Raw genomic sequence first — 17,361 nt, 5'->3', positions numbered from 1 at the left:
CGGAGCCGGGCCCCGCGGGGTCAGGTCAGCTGTGCGGCGAACGCCTCGTACGCCCGGTCGTCGAAGAGGACGAACCTGACCTCCTCCACCGCGGTCGGCGTGGCCTGTACCGTCGCCACCGCGATCCGCGCGGCGTCCGCCATCGGCCAGCCGTAGATCCCGGCGGAGACCGCGGGGAAGGCAACGGTGCGCGCGCCCAGTTCATCGGCGGTGCGCAGCGACTCCCGGTAGCAGGAGGCGAGCAGCGCGGACCGGTCCTCGTCCGGCGAGTGGCGGGGGCCGACGGTGTGGATCACCCAGCGCGCCGGCAGCCGGCCCGCCGTGGTCGCGACCGCCCGGCCCGTCGGCAGCCCCCGCCCGTACTGCGACGCCCGCAGCTCCCGGCAGGCGGCCAGCACCTCCGGACCGCCCCGCCGGTGGATCGCGCCGTCCACTCCCCCGCCGCCCAGCAACGAGGAGTTGGCGGCGTTCACCACCGCGTCCACCTCCTGCTCGGCGATGTCACCCCGGACGAGCACGAGGCGGGGTCCGGAGGGCGGGACCGGGGCGGCATCGGATGCGTCGTTCATGGGCGGGAGCCTAGGGGGTGCCTGGGCGACAGCGCGTCAGGCTTACGGGGGCGGCGCGGGCGGAACGGGCCGGTCAGCGCCTCCAGAAGAGATGGTGGGTGATGCCGCTGGAGCTCTCCACCTTCTCCAGGTGGAAGCGGTCGAGGAGTTCGTCGGGGCTCTCCCAGAGGCGTGCGCCGCGGTGCAGGTCGACGGGGGCGACGGCGATGTGCAGGGTGTCGACCAGGTCGGCGGCGAGGAACTCCCGGACGGTGGCGACTCCCCCGCCGAGGCGGACATCGCGCCCGCCTGCGGCTTCCTTCGCGCGGGCCAGCGCCTCGGCCGGGGTCGCGTCGAGGAAGTGGAAGGTGGTGTCGGCCAGGGAGAGGGACGGGCGCGGGTGGTGGGTGAGGACGAAGACCGGGGTGCGGAACGGTGGGGTGTCGCCCCACCAGCCCTGCCACGTGTGGCCCTCCCAAGGCCCGTGCTGGGGGCCGAACTTGTTGCGCCCCATGATCTCCGCCCCGATGTTGGTGGTGTGGTCGCGGGTGAAGTAGTCGTCCAGACCGCGGGTGCCGCCGGGGTCCGTGCGGTTCACCCAGCTCGCGGTGGCGCCCGCCCAGGAGAACAGTGCGGCGGGGTCCGCGTGCCCGAAGGGCCGTTCCAGGCTCTGCCCCTCGCCGGAACCGAAACCGTCCCGCGACACGGTGAAGCACTGCACCCGCAACAGCTGTGACATGAGCCCTCCTCAAGGGGCCGGAGTCAACCCCGGCATCCGATTGCAAACAACAACCGGTGGTACGGTACTCCACCATGGACAGCCCGCAAGCGGAATCGGCCCGACGACTTCCTGTGCCGCCGGGGAAGTCGGGCTGCCCGATCAACCTCACCGTCGAGCTGCTGGGCGACCGCTGGAGCCTGATCGTGCTGCGGGACCTGATGTTCAGCGGCCACCGGCACTTCCGCGAACTGCTCACCCACTCCGTCGAGGGCATCGCGTCGAACATCCTCGCCGCCCGCCTCACCAAGCTCACCGGCGCCGGGCTGCTGACCCGGCACGACGACCCGAGCCACCGCCAGAAGATCGAGTACCGGCTCACCGAGGCCGCCATCCAACTCGTCCCGGTCCTCACCCAACTGGGCGCCTGGGGCGCCCGCTGGCTCCCCACCACGCCCGAACTGTCCATCCGCGCCCAGCTCCTCGCAGCCGGCGGCCCCGAACTGGGCGCCCGCTTCATGGCCGAACTCCGCGCCACCCACCTCGAAGGCCACCCCCTCCCCACCGACGGCGTCCTCGCCGAACTCACCCGGGCCTACGAACGCGCCGCCGCGGAGGGGTAGGCGACGGGGCGGTCCCGGGCGGCCACCCCGGAACGGCGGCGGCGCGCGGCTCGAACGCCGCGATGCTCCCGCCCACGGGACGGTCACCGGCTCCACCGAGTTCACATTTGACCTTCGAGCTGCTTGAAGCCCCACGATGGCGGGGTGCCGAACTCCGAGTTGATGCCGATCGGGGCCTTCGCCCGACGCAGCGGTCTGACAGCGAGCGCCTTGCGGTTCTACGCCGACTCCGGGCTGCTCCACCCGGCAGCGGTCGACCAGCTCTCCGGCTACCGCTACTACCGCCCCGAACAGGTCGCACGGGCGACCGTGCTCCGCCGTCTCCGCGAGATGGCCATGCCGCTCAAGACTGTCGAGGCGGTCCTCGACGCCGAGGCCGACGAGGCGTCCCACCTGATCGACGCGTACCTCGCACAGGTACGGATCGACGCCGCTGCAGCCGAACGTACGGCAGCCGCCCTCAAGTCCTCACTCACCACGGCGCCCGCTCCACTGATCGCGGCGCTGAAGGGACCCGTACTGGCCGACGCGGTCGAGCAGGTCCTGGCGGTGACCGCACATGAGCCGGGGATGCCGGTGCTCAACGGCCTGCGCATCGAGGCGAACCCCGAAGCGGTCACCCTGACCGCCACCGACCGCTACCGCCTCTCGATCCGCACCCTGGTGCCCGTCGAGACGCCGACGGTGACCTGGGCGGCCACGGTCCACGGCGACGAGCTGCGCGCCTCGCTCCCCGACATCCGCCGTAGCCCGCTGGTCCGCATCGAAGCGACGCCGCACGGAATCCGGCTCCGCCCGACCGACCGGGAAGACCGGCACTGGCGGTTACTGACCGAGGACTTCCCCGACCACCGGCTGATGCTGGAATCACTGCGCGAGGCCACCACCTGTGTCACGGTCGCCAAGGAACCGCTGCTGCGAGCGCTGGAAGAACACCCCGGCGATCGGGTCACGCTGCAGATGAGCGAGGGAGGAATGGCCGTCCTGCCGATCCTGCCGGACGGTGCGGAACTCCCCTCTCCCCCGCTCCCGGTCACGTTCACCGGCCAGGCACTGCGGATCTCGTTCGAACTGACCACGCTCTACCCCGCCGTCAGCACGGCTATCGGCCCGGACGTACTGCTCGACCTGCGCGGGCCCGACCAGCCCGTGACCATCCGCTCCGCCGCCCGCGGCGATCTCACCACCTTGGCCATGCCCGTCAAGCACGGCCACCCCGCCTGAGCACGACGACGAGGAGTCCACCCATGGCCGCTGCCCCCGACCCCACCATGGACGCCATCGGCCGGGCCGTCACCGAAGGACGAGCCGGCGACACCGCCTCCGCCCGCCGGAAGCTCCTGGACCTCTGGTCCGCGATCGGCGTCACCGGCGACCCGCTCCACCGCTGCACTCTCGCGCACTACCTGGCCGATCTCCAGGAGGATCCCGCTCAGGCCCTGAGCTGGGACGTCCGAGCCCTGGATGCCGCCGACGCGGTGACCGAACAGCGCGTCCGGCAGCACCACTCCGACCTCCACATCGCCGGCTTCTACCCCTCCCTCCACCTCAACCTCGCGGACAACTACCGCCGCCTCGGCTCCTTCGACGCCGCCACCGCACACATCGACGCGGCCAACGAGCACGCCCACCACCTTCCGCAGGACTCCTACGGCGATCTCCTGCGCACCGCGCTGGAGGAGGTCACCGAGGCCATCGCCCGGCGGGATATCGTCAGGCGAGCGTCGGCGCCCGGGCCTGCCGTGTGACCTTGCCACAGGTACCCGGCCCGGCGCCGGTCGGCAGCGTGCGGCCGCCTCGGATCACGCCCCGGCCAGCAGCCGCGCTTCCTCCTGTGGGGTCAAGCCGTGGTCCAGGGGCGGTTCGCCGCGTGCGCGGTCCCAGGCGAGCACGTCGGAGAGGGTGACCTCCAGCGGGGTCGCGGGCATACCGGCTGCCCGTGCCCGCGCCGGGCTGCGCTGCTGGGTCGACCACATCGGCTCGGGCCGGACCAGCGGGAGTTGCGGTGACACCGCGCAGGCCGGCACCGGCACGAGGTCGACACTGCTGCCCGCGATCCGTGCGCAGGCGTGGATCAGCCCGCCCAGGGTGGTCGGTTCGGCCGGCCCGACGGCATGGAAGGCGCCGGGTCGGTCGTCCGTCAACAGCCGCATGATCAGGCGGGCCAGGTCCCGGGAGTCGACCACCTGTACCGGCTGTTCCGGGCGGCCCGGTAGCGCCACCCGACCGCCGCGCGCGGCCCGGCGCAGCCAGTAGGTGACGCCTTCTTGCCCGTCGTGGGGCCCCACGACCTTTCCCGGCCGCACCACCGTCGCCCGCGCGCCGTACCGGGCGAATACATCGTCCTCGCACGCCGCTTTGAGCGGTCCGTAGGTCTCCTCCGTCAGCTCTTCGGTGTGCCGGACGGGCCGTCGGCGCGGGGTGTCCTCGTCCGCTCCGGCGGCCACGCCCGTGCGGACGTATACGGCTTGGCTGGAGATGAAGAGGTACCTTCCGACGCGGTCGCCGAGGGTGTCCATGGCCTGACCGACATGGCGCGGCACATAGCCGCTGACGTCGACGACGGCGTCCCACCTCCCTTCCCGTAGAGCCGTGTAGTCACCGGTGTCGCGGTCGCCGGTCAGCCGGGGCACTCGCGGGAACAGCTCGGGCCCCGTCCGGCCCCGGCCGAACAGTGTGACGTCCACGCCCACTTGGAGCGCGTCTTCGACGAGGGCCCGGCCCACGAATGAGGTACCGCCAAGGACGAGAAGGCGCATGGTGTCCGACGGTAGCGGCGCGCGATCGCCGTTTCCATCGCATGGGGTGTGGAGACGACCGGGCCGAGAGCCGACCGGGCGGCTCCCCCGCCGCCGCTCACCGCTCGCCGGTCACCCCAGGAGCGGCATCCGGCGCCCGCCGGGCCGCCGCCTCCCCCGGAGCCGCTCCGTCCGCGGTGGCCTGGTCCCGGGGGCCGTTCCCGTGCCGCCAGGCGGCCGTGCCGCGCCATACGCACCAGGCTGCCAGTACGCCCGTGAGCCCGATGCCGCAGAGCGAGAGCCGTGCCGCACCGGCCGGTGCGGGGCCGCCGAGATGGACGAGGACGCCGGCGACGGCGGAGCCGACGGCGTTGGAGACGAGCTGGACGGTGTTGATCGCCGCGGCCGCGGTGTCGCCCTCGTCCTCCGAGGCCACACCGCCCATGACCCGCGTGGCCACGTGCGGCCAGGCGATGCCGATCCCGGCGCCGCCCAGCAGCAGGCCCGCCACCCAGGCGATGACCGGGCCGGTTCCCATGCCCTGGGCGGCCAGCAGTCCGGTGGCCACGAATCCCACCGTGATGAGGAGCGGTCCGGCCGAGGCCACCCGGCTCCTGCCGGACAGCCGGGAGACGCCGGCGCTGGGGATCTCCCCCAGCGTCCAGCCCAGCGCGATGGCGGCGCCCACGAAGCCCGCGAGCAGCGGGGCCAGACCGGCGAGCCGCTGTCCGAACAGCGGGATGAACGCCTCGATCTGCGAGGCCGTCGACAGCAGCGCGATCGCCGCGTAGCACCAGGGCAGCGGTGAGGAGAAGGAGAACGCCGAGCGGGGCAGGATGCGCCCGCCGCCGCGCCGGTCGTACGCCAGGCCCAGTGCCAGCCCGACCACGGCGGCCACCAGCAGAGCCGCCAGCACCGCCGTCGATCCCACCACGTTGCCGATGCCGACCAGCAGCACCGATCCCACCAGTAGGACGACCGTCAGTGGCGACGCGGCCGGGGACACGTCGCCGGCCTTCGTCGCCGGAACGGCCAGCGGCACCACGGCCATCACCAGCACCGTCGCCACCAGCAGCGTCACCATCGCACCGCGCCACAGGCCGAATTGGGCGAACGCACCGCCGACCGCCGGGCCGAGGAACGTCCCCACGCCCCACATGCCGGACACCAGCGCCGTGCCGAGCGACCAGAGCCGGTCCGGCAGCAGTGACCTGATGAGCGCGTACCCGAGCCCCGCCAGCAGGCCGCCGCCCAGCCCCTGCACGAACCGTCCGGCCAGCATCACCACCATGTCGGGCGCCACCGCGCACACCACCGTGCCGAGCGCGAAGGAGCCCAGCGCCACGCCGTACGCGTTCCGGGCGCCCAGCCGCTGGAGCACCGTGCTCACCAGCGTCGACGAGATCACCGACGCCAGCAGGAAGACCGTGGTCACCCAGGCGTAGAACTGCCCGCCGCCGATGTCCTGCACCGCTGCGGGCAGCAGGCTGGTGGTCAGGAACACGTTCGTCGCGTACAGCCCGACGCCGCCGGCCAGCACCACGGCCACCCGCCGGTTCCGGCCTCCCAACAGGTCGCCCCAACCACCGTGCCCGGACGCCCCGTTCACCTGCTCATCCTGATCACTGGACATGCGCTCGACGGTAAAACCTCGGGAAGACCTGAGGTCAAGCCCGTATCGTCCGGGGTGTGTCCCACGCCCATCAGCTGCTCACCGTCGGGGAGGCCGCCCACCGCAGCGGCGCCACCGTCGCCGCCCTCCACCACTACGAGGACCTCGGCCTGCTCAGCCCGCAGCGCACCGCGGGCAACCAACGCCGCTACCCACGCCATCTGCTGCGCCGGATCGCCCTGATCCGCATGGCCTCCGGAGTCGGCATCCCCCTGGCGGACATCCGCGAGGCGATGCGGACGCTCCCCGAGGACCGCGCCCCCAACCGCGCCGAATGGGAACACCTCACCGGCCTCTGGCGCGAGGCCATCGAGGAACGCATCGAGACGCTCCAGCAGATGCGCTCCCAGTTCATCGACTGCATCGGCTGCGGCTGCCTGTCCATGAGCCGCTGCGCCATCGTCAACCCGGACGACGAACTCGCCCCGCCCGGAACGGCCTTGCGGCGCGGGAAAGGAGAGCGCCGGCGGCCGGAGCGGTGAGGCGCCGCGCCCTCCCGGCAGGGGCGAGGCGCCTCACCGCACCGGGCCCTCGGCAGGCGCGGCCGGACGCGGCGTCCGGGGAGCCGGCGCCCCCTACGGCCGGCGTACCGACGCTCCGCCCAGCCGGCGCCAGACGAAGCGGGCGGCGTGGTGGCCGGACATGCCGTGGACGCCCGGGCCGGGCGGGGTCGCCTGGGAGCAGAGGAAGACGGCGGGGTGCGCGGTGGCGTACGGGACGCGGGCGAGCTTGGGGCGGATCAGCAGGCGCAGCCCCGCGGCGGAGCCGGTGGCGGTGTCGCCGCCGACGTAGTTGGCGTTGCGGGCGGCGAGTTGGGGCGGCCCGGCGACGGCGCGGGCCAGCACCAGATCGCGGAAGCCGGGGGCGAACCGCTCGATCTGCCGCTCGACGACCTCGGTCGCATCCCCCTCCCAGCCGTTGGGGACATGGCCGTACGCCCAGAAGGTGTGCTTGCCCTCGGGGGCGCGGGTGGGGTCGATGAGGCTGGGCTGGGTGGTGATCAGGAACGGGACGGTGGGGTCCGCGCCCCGGGAGGCGGCGTCGAGGGCGGCGGCGATCTCGCCGCTGGTGGGGCCGATATGGACGGTCCCGGCGCGGCGGGCCTCCTCGGCGGTCCAGGGCACCGGGCCGGAGAGCGCGTAGTCGATCTTGAAGACGCTCGGACCGTACGTGACGCCGCGGTAGGCGTTGCCCAGACCGGCGATACGGGCGAGCGCGGTGGGCGAGGTGTCGAAGACGTAGGCGCGGGCCGGGGGCAGATCGTCGAGCCGCTTGACCTCGAAGTCGGTGTGGACGGTGCCGCCGTGCTCGCCCAGCAGCCCGGCGAGCGCGTCGGAGATCGCCTGGGAGCCGCCGCGCGCCACCGGCCAGCCGCGCTCGTGCCCGGCGAGCGCGAACATCATGGCCAGGCCGCTGGTGCCGAAGCCGCCGAGCGGAGCCATGGCGTGAGCGGCGAGACCGGCGAGCAGACCGCGGGCCTTCTCGTCGCGGAAACGCCGCTCCAGCAGGGTGATCGGCTGCATCGCGGTCAGCCCGAAGCGGGCGTACGTCACCGGGTCGCGCGGCAGGCCCAGCCACTGGGTGCGCAGGAAGTCCTGCGCCATCGTGTCCCATTTGCCGAGGAACGGGGCGACGAGCCTGCGGTACGCACCCGCGTCGTGGGCGCCGAAGGAGCGGGCGGTCTCGGCGGCGGAGCGGGCGAGCACCGCGGCCGTACCGTCCGGGAAGGGGTGCGCCATCGGCAGGTCGGCGTGGAGCCATTCGAGGCCGTGGCGGGCGAGCGGCATGGTGGCGAACGCCGGGGAGCCGATGCCGAAGGGGTGCGCGGCGGAGCAGGGGTCGTGGCGGAAGCCGGGGAGGGTCAGCTCCTCGGTGCGGGCGCCGCCGCCGATGGTGTCACGGGCCTCGAAGACCTCCACGGCGAGCCCGCGGCGGGCCAGTTCGACCGCTGCCGTCAGGCCGTTGGGCCCTGCGCCGATCACCACGGCATCGAGCATTCTCGGCACCTGTGCCACTCCCTCGTGTCGGCCCCCGCCGCCGCGGGGGTCAGTTGGCGGCTGCCAGCAGTCCGAGGATACGCCGGGCCACCTCGGTGTCCCGTGCCGCGGTGAAGGGCAGGGCGTTGCCCCCGGCCAGCGCGAACGGCACACCGGCGACGGTGGCGTCGGTGCCGCCCGTCTCCTGGACGAGGAGCAGCCCGGCGGCGTGGTCCCAGGCGTTCTCCCAGCTGAAGGCGGTCGCCGCTATCTCACCGCGGGCGATGCGCAGATACTCCAGACCGGCCGAGCCGCAGGGGCGCGGGGCGACACCTTCGGCGTCGAGGGCGCCGAGCACCCGCTTCTGGTCGTCGGTGGTGAAGTCGTAGTGGGAGATGGCGACTTCGAGGGCGGCGCCGGGGACGGCGGGGTGCGGGACGAGCGGCGCGCCGTTGAGCGTGGCGCCGTGGCCGCGGCGGGCGACCGCCATCAGGCCGAGCGCCGGTGCGTACGTCCAGGAGGCGAGCACCTCGCCGTGGTGGGCGAGGGCGACGAGGGTGGCGAAGCCGGGGTCGCCGTGGACGAACTGACGGGTGCCGTCGACCGGGTCCACGATCCAGACGGGGGCGTCGCCGCTCAGCGCGTCGAGGACGGACGGGTCGGCGTGGACGGCCTCCTCGCCGACGACCACGGAGCCGGGCAGCAGCGCGGCGAGGGCGGCGGTGAGCTGTTCCTCGGCGCGGCGGTCGGCGGTGGTGACGAGGTCGTGCGGGCCGTTCTTCTCCACGACGTCCTCGGTGGCGAGCTGCCGGAAGCGCGGCAGGATCTCCTCGGCCGCGGCGCGGCGTATCGCGTCCTCGACGGCGGCGGCTTCCTCGGGCGTCGGGACGGCGGCCTGCGGCCGGGGGGCCGGGGCGGCGGTGTGGTGTGCGATATCTCCCGGATTACGGTTATCGACTGCTTCGATCATGCGTCCATCGAACCACGCCCCACTGACACGGCAGCCGGACCCGAGGTGAATTCCAGGTGCGCCGCAGGCCACGGGCGGGTGCCGGGAACCGCCCGTGACCTGCGGATCGCTCAGCGTCCGACCGCGTAGCCCTGCATGCCGCGCGGGTTCGCGGCGGCCGAGAGCACCCCGGTCTCCGGATCGCGGGCCACGGCGCAGAGCCGCCCCTCCGACCAGGGGCCGCCGACGGTGACGTGGTGGCCGCGGCGGCGCAGTCCGTCGATGACGTCCGGGCCGATCCGGGACTCGACGGTGACCGCGCCGGGCCGCATGGTGCGGGGGTGGAAGGAGCCGGGAAAGGAGTCGTTGTGCCAGTTCGGGGCGTCGATGGCGCCCTGGAGGTCGAGCCCTGCGCGGACCTGTTCGCGCAGCGCCACGGCGAGGAAGAAGTGGACCTGCCACTGGTCCTGCTGATCGCCGCCCGGGGTGCCGAACGCCATGACGGGCACGCCGTCGCGGAGCGCCATCGACGGCGTCAGCGTGGTGCGGGGGCGGCGCCCCGGGGTGAGGCTGCCCGGCAGTCCCTCCTCCAGCCAGGTCATCTGGAGGCGGGTGCCGAGCGGGAAGCCGAGGCCGGGGACGACCGGGTTGGACTGGAGCCAGCCGCCGGAGGGGGTGGCGGAGACGAGGTTGCCCCAGCGGTCGGCGATGTCGAGGTGGCAGGTGTCGCCCCGGGTGGCGCCGTCCGGGCCGGTCACCGGGTCGGCGGCGGGCAGACCGGTGCCGACGGTCGGTTCGCCGGCGCCCGGGGACCAGGCGGCCCCGGCGGTGTCCGCGGCGGCGAGGGCGTGGCGGGCGAGCCGCGGGGCGCGGCCGTCGGGGCTGCCGGGCCGCAGCTCATGGCTGGCGGTGCCGGTGATCAGGGTGCGGCGGGCGGCGTTGTAGGCGTCGCCGAGGAGCGTGGCGACGGGGACCTCGGCGGCGTCGCCGTACCACGCCTCGCGGTCGGCCATCGCGAGTTTGCAGCCCTCGATCAGGGTGTGGACGTACGCGGCGCTCCCGTAGGGCGGCAGGGTGTCGGGCAGCAGGGCGAGTTGCTGGAGGAAGGCGGGGCCCTGCGACCAGGGGCCGGCCTTGGCGACGGTCCAGCCGTTCCAGTCGTGGGTGACCGGCGTCTCGTAGGTGGCGGCGTAGGCGGCGAGGTCGGCGCCGGTGAGGGTCCCCGCATGGCGGGCGCCGGAGGTGTCCATGGCGGGGCGGGCGGCGAAGTCGGCGAGGGCGTCGGCGATGAAGCCCTCGCGCCAGATACGGCGGGCCGCGTCGATCTGTGTCTCGCGGCCGGAACCTGCGGCCTCCGCCTCGGCGGTCAGCCGCCGCCAGGTGGCGGCCAGCGGGCGGTTGCGGAGCAGGGCGCCCGGGGCGACGGGGCGGCCGTCGGGCAGATACAGCGCGGCGGAGGTGGTCCACTCGGTGGTGAACAGCTCGCGGACGGTGGCGACGGTCTCGCCGATCCGCTCGACGGCGGGGTGGCCGTGTTCGGCGTACCCGATGGCGTACCGCAGGACGTCGGCGAGGCGCTTGGTGCCGTGGTCGCGCAGGAGCAGCATCCAGGCGTCGAAGGCGCCGGGCACGGCGGCGGCGAGCGGGCCGGTGCCGGGGACCAGGTCGAGGCCGAGGCCGGTGTAGTGGGCGATGCTCGCCCCGGCGGGCGCGGGGCCCTGGCCGCACAGGACCTGGACGGGGCCGCCCGCCGGGGCGAGGAGGATCGGCACCTCACCCGCCGGGCCGTTCAGATGCGGTTCGACGACGTGCAGGACGAACCCGGCGGCGACGGCCGCGTCGAAGGCGTTGCCGCCGTCCTCCAGCACCGCCATGGCGGACTGGGACGCCAGCCAGTGGGTGGTGGCGGCCATCCCGAAGGTGCCTTGGAGGGTGGGGCGGGTGGTGAACACGGGCGGACTCCTCGGGGCGCGCAGGGCCGCCGGGCCGGACGGGGACCGGCCCGGGCGGATGATCGACGCAGCCAGCAGACCGCACGGGGCGCGCGGGACGCAATGGGGGGCGTGCCGGGTCGGGCCCGTGCGCTCCCGCCCCGGATCCCCCCGACCCGGTAGTGATCATCACGGCGGGACGGCAGAGCCCCGGCGCACCGCACGCAGGGGGCCGGTCCCCGGAACGCCCGGCCCCGCCCTCACAACTCCGCGTCGAGCGGCAGCCGGTGGACGCCCGGCAGATAGGCGTCCAGCTCGCCCGGGGTGAAGCGGGCCATGCCGACGACGTGCCAGAACTCGCCGGTGACCTCGCCCTCGTACTTGTAGCCGCCCTCGGGGGTCAGCGCCGCCCAGCCGCCGGGGACGCCGAGGAGCGTGGCGTGCGGGGTGGGCGGGCCGTCCGGTGCGGGGACGTTCCACAGGCGGACCGTGCCGTCCTCGCCGCCGCTGGCCAGGCGGGTGCCGTCGGGGCTGAAGGCGAGGGAGAAGATGCGGCCGGTGTGGCCGGTGAGGCGGGCGACGCGGGTGCCGGTGCGGGCGTCCCAGAGGCAGATGACGCGGTCGTCACCGGCGGTGGCGAGCAGCGGCAGCCGGGGGTGGGCGACGGCCGCCCAGAGACGGCCGTGGTGGCCGGTGAGGACGTGGCGGGGTGCGCCGTCGCGCCAGATGAGGGCGGTGCCGTCCCAGGAGGCGCTGGCCAGCCAGTCGCCGTCGGAGCCGAAGGTGACGGCGTAGACGCGGTCGGCGTGGCCGTCGAGTTCGGCGGTCATCCGGCCGCTGTCCTGCTCCCAGAGGCGGACCCGTCCGTCGTCGCAGCCGGTGGCGAGCGCCGCGCCATCGCCGCGGAAGGCGATCGACCGCACCCGGCCCCGGTGGTCGGCGAGGGTGGCGATGTGGGCGCCGGTGGCGCGCCACCACAGGCGGACGGAGTCGTCGTCGTTGGCGGTGGCGAGCAGGGTGCCGTCGGCGCTGAACGCCTCGGCCCAGGTGTGGTCGGTCTCCACGTCGATCTCGCGGAGATACTCGCCGGTCACGGCGTTCCAGAGGTAGACGTCGCCGTCGTTGCTGGCGGTGCCCAGGATCGGACCGGCGGGGCTGAAGACGCCGGAGATCAACCGGTCGCCGTGGCCGGTGAGTTCGGCGGTGCGACGGCCGGTGCGGGCGTCCCACAGGCGCACTATGCCGTCGTTGCCGCTGGTGGCGAGGCGGGCGCCGTCGGCGCTGAAGGCGACGGTGTTGACCCGGCGGCCGTGGCCGCGCAGGATCCGCTGGCCCTGACCGGTGTCGGCGTCCCAGATCTGCGCGCCGCCGTCGTTGCCGACGGTCACCAGCTGGCTGCCCTGCGGGCGGAACCGGCAGGCCCAGGCGGAGCCGCGGTGCTCGACGGGTTGCTGCCGCAGCAGGCTGATGGCGCGGTGGCCGCCGCTCAGCGCGACCCGCCACAGCCGGACGGTGCCGTCGCTGTCGCAGGCCGCCAGGAGCCGTCCGCCGTTGCCGAACATCACCTGGTAGACCGCTCCGGTGCACCGCTCCAGGGCACCCGCGGGCGCGCCGACGACCGGGTCCCAGAGCCGTACCTGTCCGTCGGTGTCGCCGCTGACCAGGAGGTTTCCCTCGGGGTGGAAGTCGAGGGTGTAGACGCGGCCGGTGTGGCCGGTGAAGGTGTGCAGCAGCCGGCGCTCGGCCAGATCCCAGACGCGGACCGTGCCCTGGCCGCCGGCGCCGTGGTCACCGGTGGCCAGCAGCGTGCCGTCGGGGCTGAACCGGGCCCGGAACACCGCGTGTTCATGGCCGTCGAGGGTGCCGGTGCACTCTCCCGTACGGGTGTCCCAGATGCGGAGGTTCGCGGCGGCGTCCCCGGTGACGAGGGTGCGGGCGTCGGCGCTGAAGACCGCGGTGTAGACGGGCGCGGCGTGGCCGGGCAGCTGCTGGAGCGGCTCGCCGGTGGCGGTGTCCCAGAGGGTGACCAGGCCGTCCGCGTCGCCGGTGGCGAGGAGGGTGCCGGCGTCGTCGAGGGAGACCGGCCAGACGCCGCCGGGGTGGATGTCCAGCCGGTGCAGCTGGCGTCCGGAGACCGGGTCCCACAGCCGGACGGTGCCGTCGGCGCCGCCGGTCGCGAGGACCCTGGAGCGGAACTTCACGGCGTACACCCGGCCTTCGTGGCCGTGCAGGGTGCGCAGGGCACGCCCGGTGTCGGCGGCGCAGACCAGCACCCCGCCGTCCTCGCTGCCCACCGCGAGGAGTTCGCCCTCGGGGCTGTACGAGAGGGGTTCGGGCAGCCGGCTGGTGCGCATGTCGAAGCCGTACGGGACGCCGACGGCGGCGGGGCGGTAGCCGACCTCGACGGGCATGCCGGGGGCGACGGAGGCGGTGCGCAGTTCGGGGGCGGCGCGGACCTGCGGGTCGAGGAGCGGGTCGATGAGGGCCGCGCGGTGCCAGCGGCTGCGGGCCAGGACGGCGCCGCGCAGATCGGCGCGGGTCAGCCGGGCGCCGCGCAGATCGGCGCCGGTGACGTCGGCGCCGGAGAGGTCGGCGTGGTCGAGGCGGGCGCCGTTGAGGCGGGCGTCGCGCAGCACGGCGCCGGAGAGGTTGGCGCCGATGAGGCGGGTGTCGGTGAGGTCGGCGCCGGTGAGGTCGACGCCGGAGAAGTCGCGTCCCGAGAGGTCCTCGCCGGAGAGGCGGGCGGCGCGCAGATCGGCGCCGGCCGGGACGCGGAGCCGGTCGATGACGCGGACGGCGTTGGCGCGCGCCGCGTCGCTGACGCCGGGCCCGGGGGCGTTGAGGACGGTGCGGACCCAGGCGGTGGACAGGTCGTGGTCGGCGAGGTCGCAGAAGAACTCGACGGCCAGGGCGCTCAGCGGGCGGGTGGCGAGCAGGGCGCTGTCGCCGTCGGCGAGGCGGTCGGCGGCCTCGCGGGCGATCAGCCATTCGACGACGGAGCCGTGGATGAACTGGAACAGGCCGTCGTCGGTGCGGATCAGCAGGGATCCGGCGCCGACCGCCTGGGCGCTCTCCTGGGTGGTGAGGGTGGTCCCGGCGAGCCCCGCGAGGGCGGTGGCGACGGTGTCGGTCAGCTCGTCGAGGTGGAGGGCGCTGCGGCCGGTCTCCCACAGGCGGCGGGCGAGGGCGGCGACCGCGGCCCAGAGGTGGTCGAGGGTGAGGCCGGGCGCAGCGCCGGGGCCGCCCTGGCCGCGGCGCTCCTCGTGAGCGAGCCAGGCGGTGAAGACGTCCTCGTAGAGGCGGGCGGGGCTCAGGGCGCGGCCGGCGCCCGCGACGGCGTGCAGCTGGTCGGGGTCGAGGTCGGCGACGAAGCTCAGCAGCCGGGGGTTGGCGCACAGGGCGAGCAGGTCGGGGATGTTGGTGAGGAGCTCGAAGCGGCGGGCGGCGGTCTCCTCGTCGCCGTAGCGGTTGACGAGGTAGGCGCGGATCTGCTCGGGGACGAAGCCCTCGACGGCGAGGATGCGGCGCTGGGAGAGGAGTCCGACGCGTTCGCCGAGCGCGGTGAGGACCTGGTCCTGGGACTTGAAGTGCTGGGTGCGGCTGCTGACCACGATCTTGGCGTTGTCGACGGCGGCGTTGAGGAGCACCTGGAGGTGGTCGGCGGCGCGGTCGTAGCTGACGCGGTTGACGAGTTCGTCGAAGCCGTCGAAGAGGAGGACGACGCGGCCCTGGCCGAGCATGTAGCGCAGGGCGCGCAGGTCGATGGTGTCGACGTCGTGGCCGGCGAGGTGGGCGGCGACGAGCCCTTCGAGGCTGTGGGCGCGGTCGAGGGTGTGCAGCGGGATGAGGATCGGGGTGAGGTGCGGGAGGCGTTCGGGGATGCGGCGGGCCAGCTCGCGCAGGGCGAAGGTCTTGCCGTGTCCGAAGTCGCCGAGGAGCAGCAGGAAGCGGCCGTGGTCGGTCTCCAGGAGCCGGAGCATCTCCTCGACGAGGTGGTCGCGTTCGTCGCTGTCGGGGCGTTCGGCGTCGCGGTAGCGCTGCGGGAGGTAGAGGTCGGGGGCGTAGCGGTCGTCGTTGCTGAGCCGGGCGGTCTGGGCGGTGACGTAGGTGCGCAGGTCGAGCAGGCCCTGGAATTCGAGGAAGCTGCGGACGCGGATGCCGCGGCGCCCGGCGCGTTCGCGCAGCGACGGCTCGGGCGGCGGCCCGTCGTGGACCAGTTCGGCGTCGGAGCCGGTGTCGGTGGCGTGCGCCTGGGCGAGGAAGCGGTCGAGTTCGGCGTCGGTGGGGGTGCCGGGGTGGACGGCGATGCGCTGCTGGCGGATGACGCCCTCGTCGCTCCAGGTGACCATGATCTGGGTGAGGTCGTCGGCGGTGGCGCGGGGGACGTCGCGCAAGCGGACGCCTTCCTGGCGGGCCCGGCAGACCTCCTTGACGCGTTCGGCGAGGGAGTCGGCGGGCTCGTCGACGGCGCGGGGGTCGGCGGGCGGCGCGGCGGTCGGCGGACCGGCGGGCTCCCCGGCCGGGGCGAAGAGCCGGCCGGCGCCCTGCCAGCTGACCGGGAAGACGGTCGGTTCGGTGCCGCCCTCGCCGGTCCAGCGGGTGACGCCGTCGGCGGTGACGTGCAGCAGCTCGAACCCGGCGGGGGCGGCGGAACCGTACAGCGGCAGCGCGCCGTTCTGGAGCGGGAGGTGGTCGTGGGAGGGCTCGCCGCCGGTGGTGCGGGGGCCGCCGCTGGGGCCGTGCAGGACGAAGTGGAGGCGGGGCGCGGCGAGCCGGGTGAAGGTGTCGACGTCGCGGAGGATGCCGGGGCCGCCGGGGGCGTCCTGGGGGCGGCGGCGGCCGGTGAGCGGATGGCGGAGCGCGCCGATCCGCAGCCAGCCCTCCTCCTCGTAGCCGCGCAGCGCCTCGGCGAACCAGGTGGCCTGGTCGCGGCCGAGGAAGCCGTACTGGTCCTCGGGGCGGTGGCTGGAGGCGATGGAGGAGTTGAACCCGGCGACGACGGTGTGGAGTTCGGGGACCGGGAAGAGGGTCCAGGGCTGGTCGCTGTCGAAGACGGTGTCCAGGCCCTCGTAGAGGCCGCGGAAGAGGCGGGTGTAGTGGCGCCACTTGGGCCAGTACGGGGGCTGCGGCGGGATCTCGTCCGCCTCGCAGGTGTGGAAGTAGCCGCGGCAGGCGGCCTGGCTGACGTCCTGGTTGCCGGGGAGGACGACGACGCGCTGCGGCGGCAGGTCGAGCTGGGAGCGGAGTCCGGTGAGGAAGCTGAGGGCCTGGTCGCACTCGCGGGGGCTGCCGGAGGCGGTGAGGTCGCCGGTGACGACGAGGAGGTCGGGCGAGGGCGCCCCGGCGTCCTTCAGCTCGACGAGGTCGCCGCGGATCTCCCGGCGCAGCGCGTCCGGTTCGCGGCCGCGGCCGAAGTCGGGACCGGCGAGATGGAGCACCGTGAGCGCGCCCTGGTCGCGGGCCGGGCCGGGGGACTGCGGGTACTGCGGGGCGCGGGCCGGGCGGCGGCGGCCGGACCAGCCGGTGCGGCCGAGCGGGCGCTGCCGGTCGTCACCTGCGGTGGCGGGGGCGGGCAGCTGGAAGGAGCCGGTGGCGGAGAGGGAGCCGGGGTAGCCGGGGCTGTGGCCGGGGCGGGCGTGGCCCTCGACGGCCTGGCCGACGCGGGTGAGGAGCATGCTCCGGGCGGTCGCCGGGTCGGTGACGCCGACGAGGTCGACGTAGGTGATGGTGGCGAGCAGGCCCTCGATCGGGATGTCCTCGACGCGGACGGTGAGCAGTTTGCGCTCGGGCTGCTCCGGTTCGGCGCGGAGTGCGGCCTGCCACTCCATGCGGCCGTAGGTGGAGCGGCCGTAGTGGCCGGAGAGGACGGCGATGACGGCGACGGATTCGCTGACGCCGCGGTCCATGAAGTCGATGAAGTTGGTCCCGGCGACGAAGTCCCACGCCTGGATGACGGTGCGGTACCCGGCCTCCTCCAGGGTCCACGCGATCCAGGACGCCCATTGCTCGTCGGCGGGCGAATAGCTGATGAAGAAGTCCAAGTCACGCGTGCGGCCGAGCAGTTCCCCGTCTGTCACCATGGCCCCATCGTAGGAGGTCGGGGGTGGCGGGGCAGGGGGTTCGACGGGATCACCTGTGCGGATGGCGGGCCGTGGGCGGGATCGGGTCGCGGTGGGCGGGCGTGCGGCGGGCCGCCGTCCGGGCGG

At 74.4% G+C, this 17,361-nt stretch carries 12 protein-coding genes; 4 read left to right on the top strand and 8 right to left on the bottom strand.

Annotated elements, in window-relative coordinates; genetic code table 11:
- Window positions 1-20: 20 nt before the first annotated feature.
- Together ACZ4U4_RS06850 and ACZ4U4_RS06845 are read right to left on the bottom strand one after the other, a co-directional pair.
- Window positions 21-569 (bottom strand): O-acetyl-ADP-ribose deacetylase, encoded by a 549-nt coding sequence (locus tag ACZ4U4_RS06850; RefSeq protein WP_467869691.1) that lies wholly within the window; start codon window positions 567-569, stop codon window positions 21-23.
- Window positions 570-642: 73 nt separating this feature from the next.
- A complete protein-coding gene (locus ACZ4U4_RS06845; protein WP_467869689.1) occupies window positions 643-1,287 on the bottom strand; it encodes a dihydrofolate reductase family protein in 645 nt (214 codons plus the stop codon).
- Between the two features lie 74 nt (window positions 1,288-1,361).
- On the opposite strand from ACZ4U4_RS06845, the gene ACZ4U4_RS06840 reads away from it, so the two are divergent.
- From ACZ4U4_RS06840 to ACZ4U4_RS06830, 3 genes are all read left to right on the top strand, one after another.
- The gene (locus tag ACZ4U4_RS06840) at window positions 1,362-1,889 is read left to right on the top strand and encodes a winged helix-turn-helix transcriptional regulator (protein WP_467869687.1); all 528 of its coding nucleotides are present in this window, start codon (window positions 1,362-1,364) and stop codon (window positions 1,887-1,889) included.
- Between the two features lie 144 nt (window positions 1,890-2,033).
- Window positions 2,034-3,113: a DNA polymerase III subunit beta family protein gene (locus tag ACZ4U4_RS06835; RefSeq protein WP_467869685.1), complete on the top strand. Its 1,080-nt coding sequence runs from the start codon at window positions 2,034-2,036 to the stop codon at window positions 3,111-3,113.
- A 23-nt stretch (window positions 3,114-3,136) separates the two neighbouring features.
- Entirely contained in the window at window positions 3,137-3,637 is a 501-nt protein-coding gene (locus tag ACZ4U4_RS06830; RefSeq protein ID WP_467869683.1) for a hypothetical protein, read from the top strand.
- Between the two features lie 54 nt (window positions 3,638-3,691).
- Here the strand turns inward: ACZ4U4_RS06830 and ACZ4U4_RS06825 are convergent, their stop codons facing one another.
- Complete coding sequence (locus ACZ4U4_RS06825; RefSeq protein WP_467869681.1) at window positions 3,692-4,648, bottom strand: NAD-dependent epimerase/dehydratase family protein; 957 nt, start codon at window positions 4,646-4,648, stop codon at window positions 3,692-3,694.
- A 97-nt stretch (window positions 4,649-4,745) separates the two neighbouring features.
- On the bottom strand, window positions 4,746-6,260 hold the full coding sequence (locus tag ACZ4U4_RS06820) for an MFS transporter (RefSeq protein WP_467869679.1): 1,515 nt from the start codon (window positions 6,258-6,260) through the stop codon (window positions 4,746-4,748).
- A gap of 56 nt (window positions 6,261-6,316) precedes the next feature.
- Here ACZ4U4_RS06820 and soxR point away from each other — a divergent pair, with 56 nt between their 5' ends.
- Entirely contained in the window at window positions 6,317-6,781 is a 465-nt protein-coding gene (gene soxR, locus ACZ4U4_RS06815) for a redox-sensitive transcriptional activator SoxR (protein WP_467869677.1), read from the top strand.
- Window positions 6,782-6,874: 93 nt separating this feature from the next.
- Here the strand turns inward: soxR and ACZ4U4_RS06810 are convergent, their stop codons facing one another.
- From ACZ4U4_RS06810 to ACZ4U4_RS06795, 4 genes are all read right to left on the bottom strand, one after another.
- The gene (locus ACZ4U4_RS06810) at window positions 6,875-8,296 is read right to left on the bottom strand and encodes a phytoene desaturase family protein (RefSeq protein ID WP_467869675.1); all 1,422 of its coding nucleotides are present in this window, start codon (window positions 8,294-8,296) and stop codon (window positions 6,875-6,877) included.
- Between the two features lie 49 nt (window positions 8,297-8,345).
- Complete coding sequence (locus tag ACZ4U4_RS06805; RefSeq protein ID WP_467869674.1) at window positions 8,346-9,245, bottom strand: inositol monophosphatase family protein; 900 nt, start codon at window positions 9,243-9,245, stop codon at window positions 8,346-8,348.
- A gap of 110 nt (window positions 9,246-9,355) precedes the next feature.
- Entirely contained in the window at window positions 9,356-11,176 is a 1,821-nt protein-coding gene (locus tag ACZ4U4_RS06800; RefSeq protein WP_467869672.1) for a gamma-glutamyltransferase family protein, read from the bottom strand.
- Between the two features lie 239 nt (window positions 11,177-11,415).
- Complete coding sequence (locus tag ACZ4U4_RS06795) at window positions 11,416-17,235, bottom strand: WD40 domain-containing protein (protein ID WP_467869670.1); 5,820 nt, start codon at window positions 17,233-17,235, stop codon at window positions 11,416-11,418.
- Between the last annotated feature and the right edge of the window lie 126 nt (window positions 17,236-17,361).

Source organism: Streptomyces sp. NPDC029159 (genome assembly GCF_055564055.1).
Note: the sequence above shows the minus strand (reverse complement) of the source record. Positions and strands in the feature narration are given on the sequence as shown.

Bases quoted from the DNA above. Each gene is read 5' to 3' on its own strand.
- ACZ4U4_RS06850 (WP_467869691.1), bottom strand. From the start codon at position 569: ATGAACGACGCATCCGATGCCGCCCCGGTCCCGCCCTCCGGACCCCGC.
- ACZ4U4_RS06845 (WP_467869689.1), bottom strand. From the start codon at position 1,287: ATGTCACAGCTGTTGCGGGTGCAGTGCTTCACCGTGTCGCGGGACGGT.
- ACZ4U4_RS06840 (WP_467869687.1), top strand. From the start codon at position 1,362: ATGGACAGCCCGCAAGCGGAATCGGCCCGACGACTTCCTGTGCCGCCG.
- ACZ4U4_RS06830 (WP_467869683.1), top strand. From the start codon at position 3,137: ATGGCCGCTGCCCCCGACCCCACCATGGACGCCATCGGCCGGGCCGTC.
- ACZ4U4_RS06825 (WP_467869681.1), bottom strand. From the start codon at position 4,648: ATGCGCCTTCTCGTCCTTGGCGGTACCTCATTCGTGGGCCGGGCCCTC.
- ACZ4U4_RS06820 (WP_467869679.1), bottom strand. From the start codon at position 6,260: ATGTCCAGTGATCAGGATGAGCAGGTGAACGGGGCGTCCGGGCACGGT.
- ACZ4U4_RS06810 (WP_467869675.1), bottom strand. From the start codon at position 8,296: ATGCTCGATGCCGTGGTGATCGGCGCAGGGCCCAACGGCCTGACGGCA.
- ACZ4U4_RS06805 (WP_467869674.1), bottom strand. From the start codon at position 9,245: ATGATCGAAGCAGTCGATAACCGTAATCCGGGAGATATCGCACACCAC.
- ACZ4U4_RS06795 (WP_467869670.1), bottom strand. From the start codon at position 17,235: ATGGTGACAGACGGGGAACTGCTCGGCCGCACGCGTGACTTGGACTTC.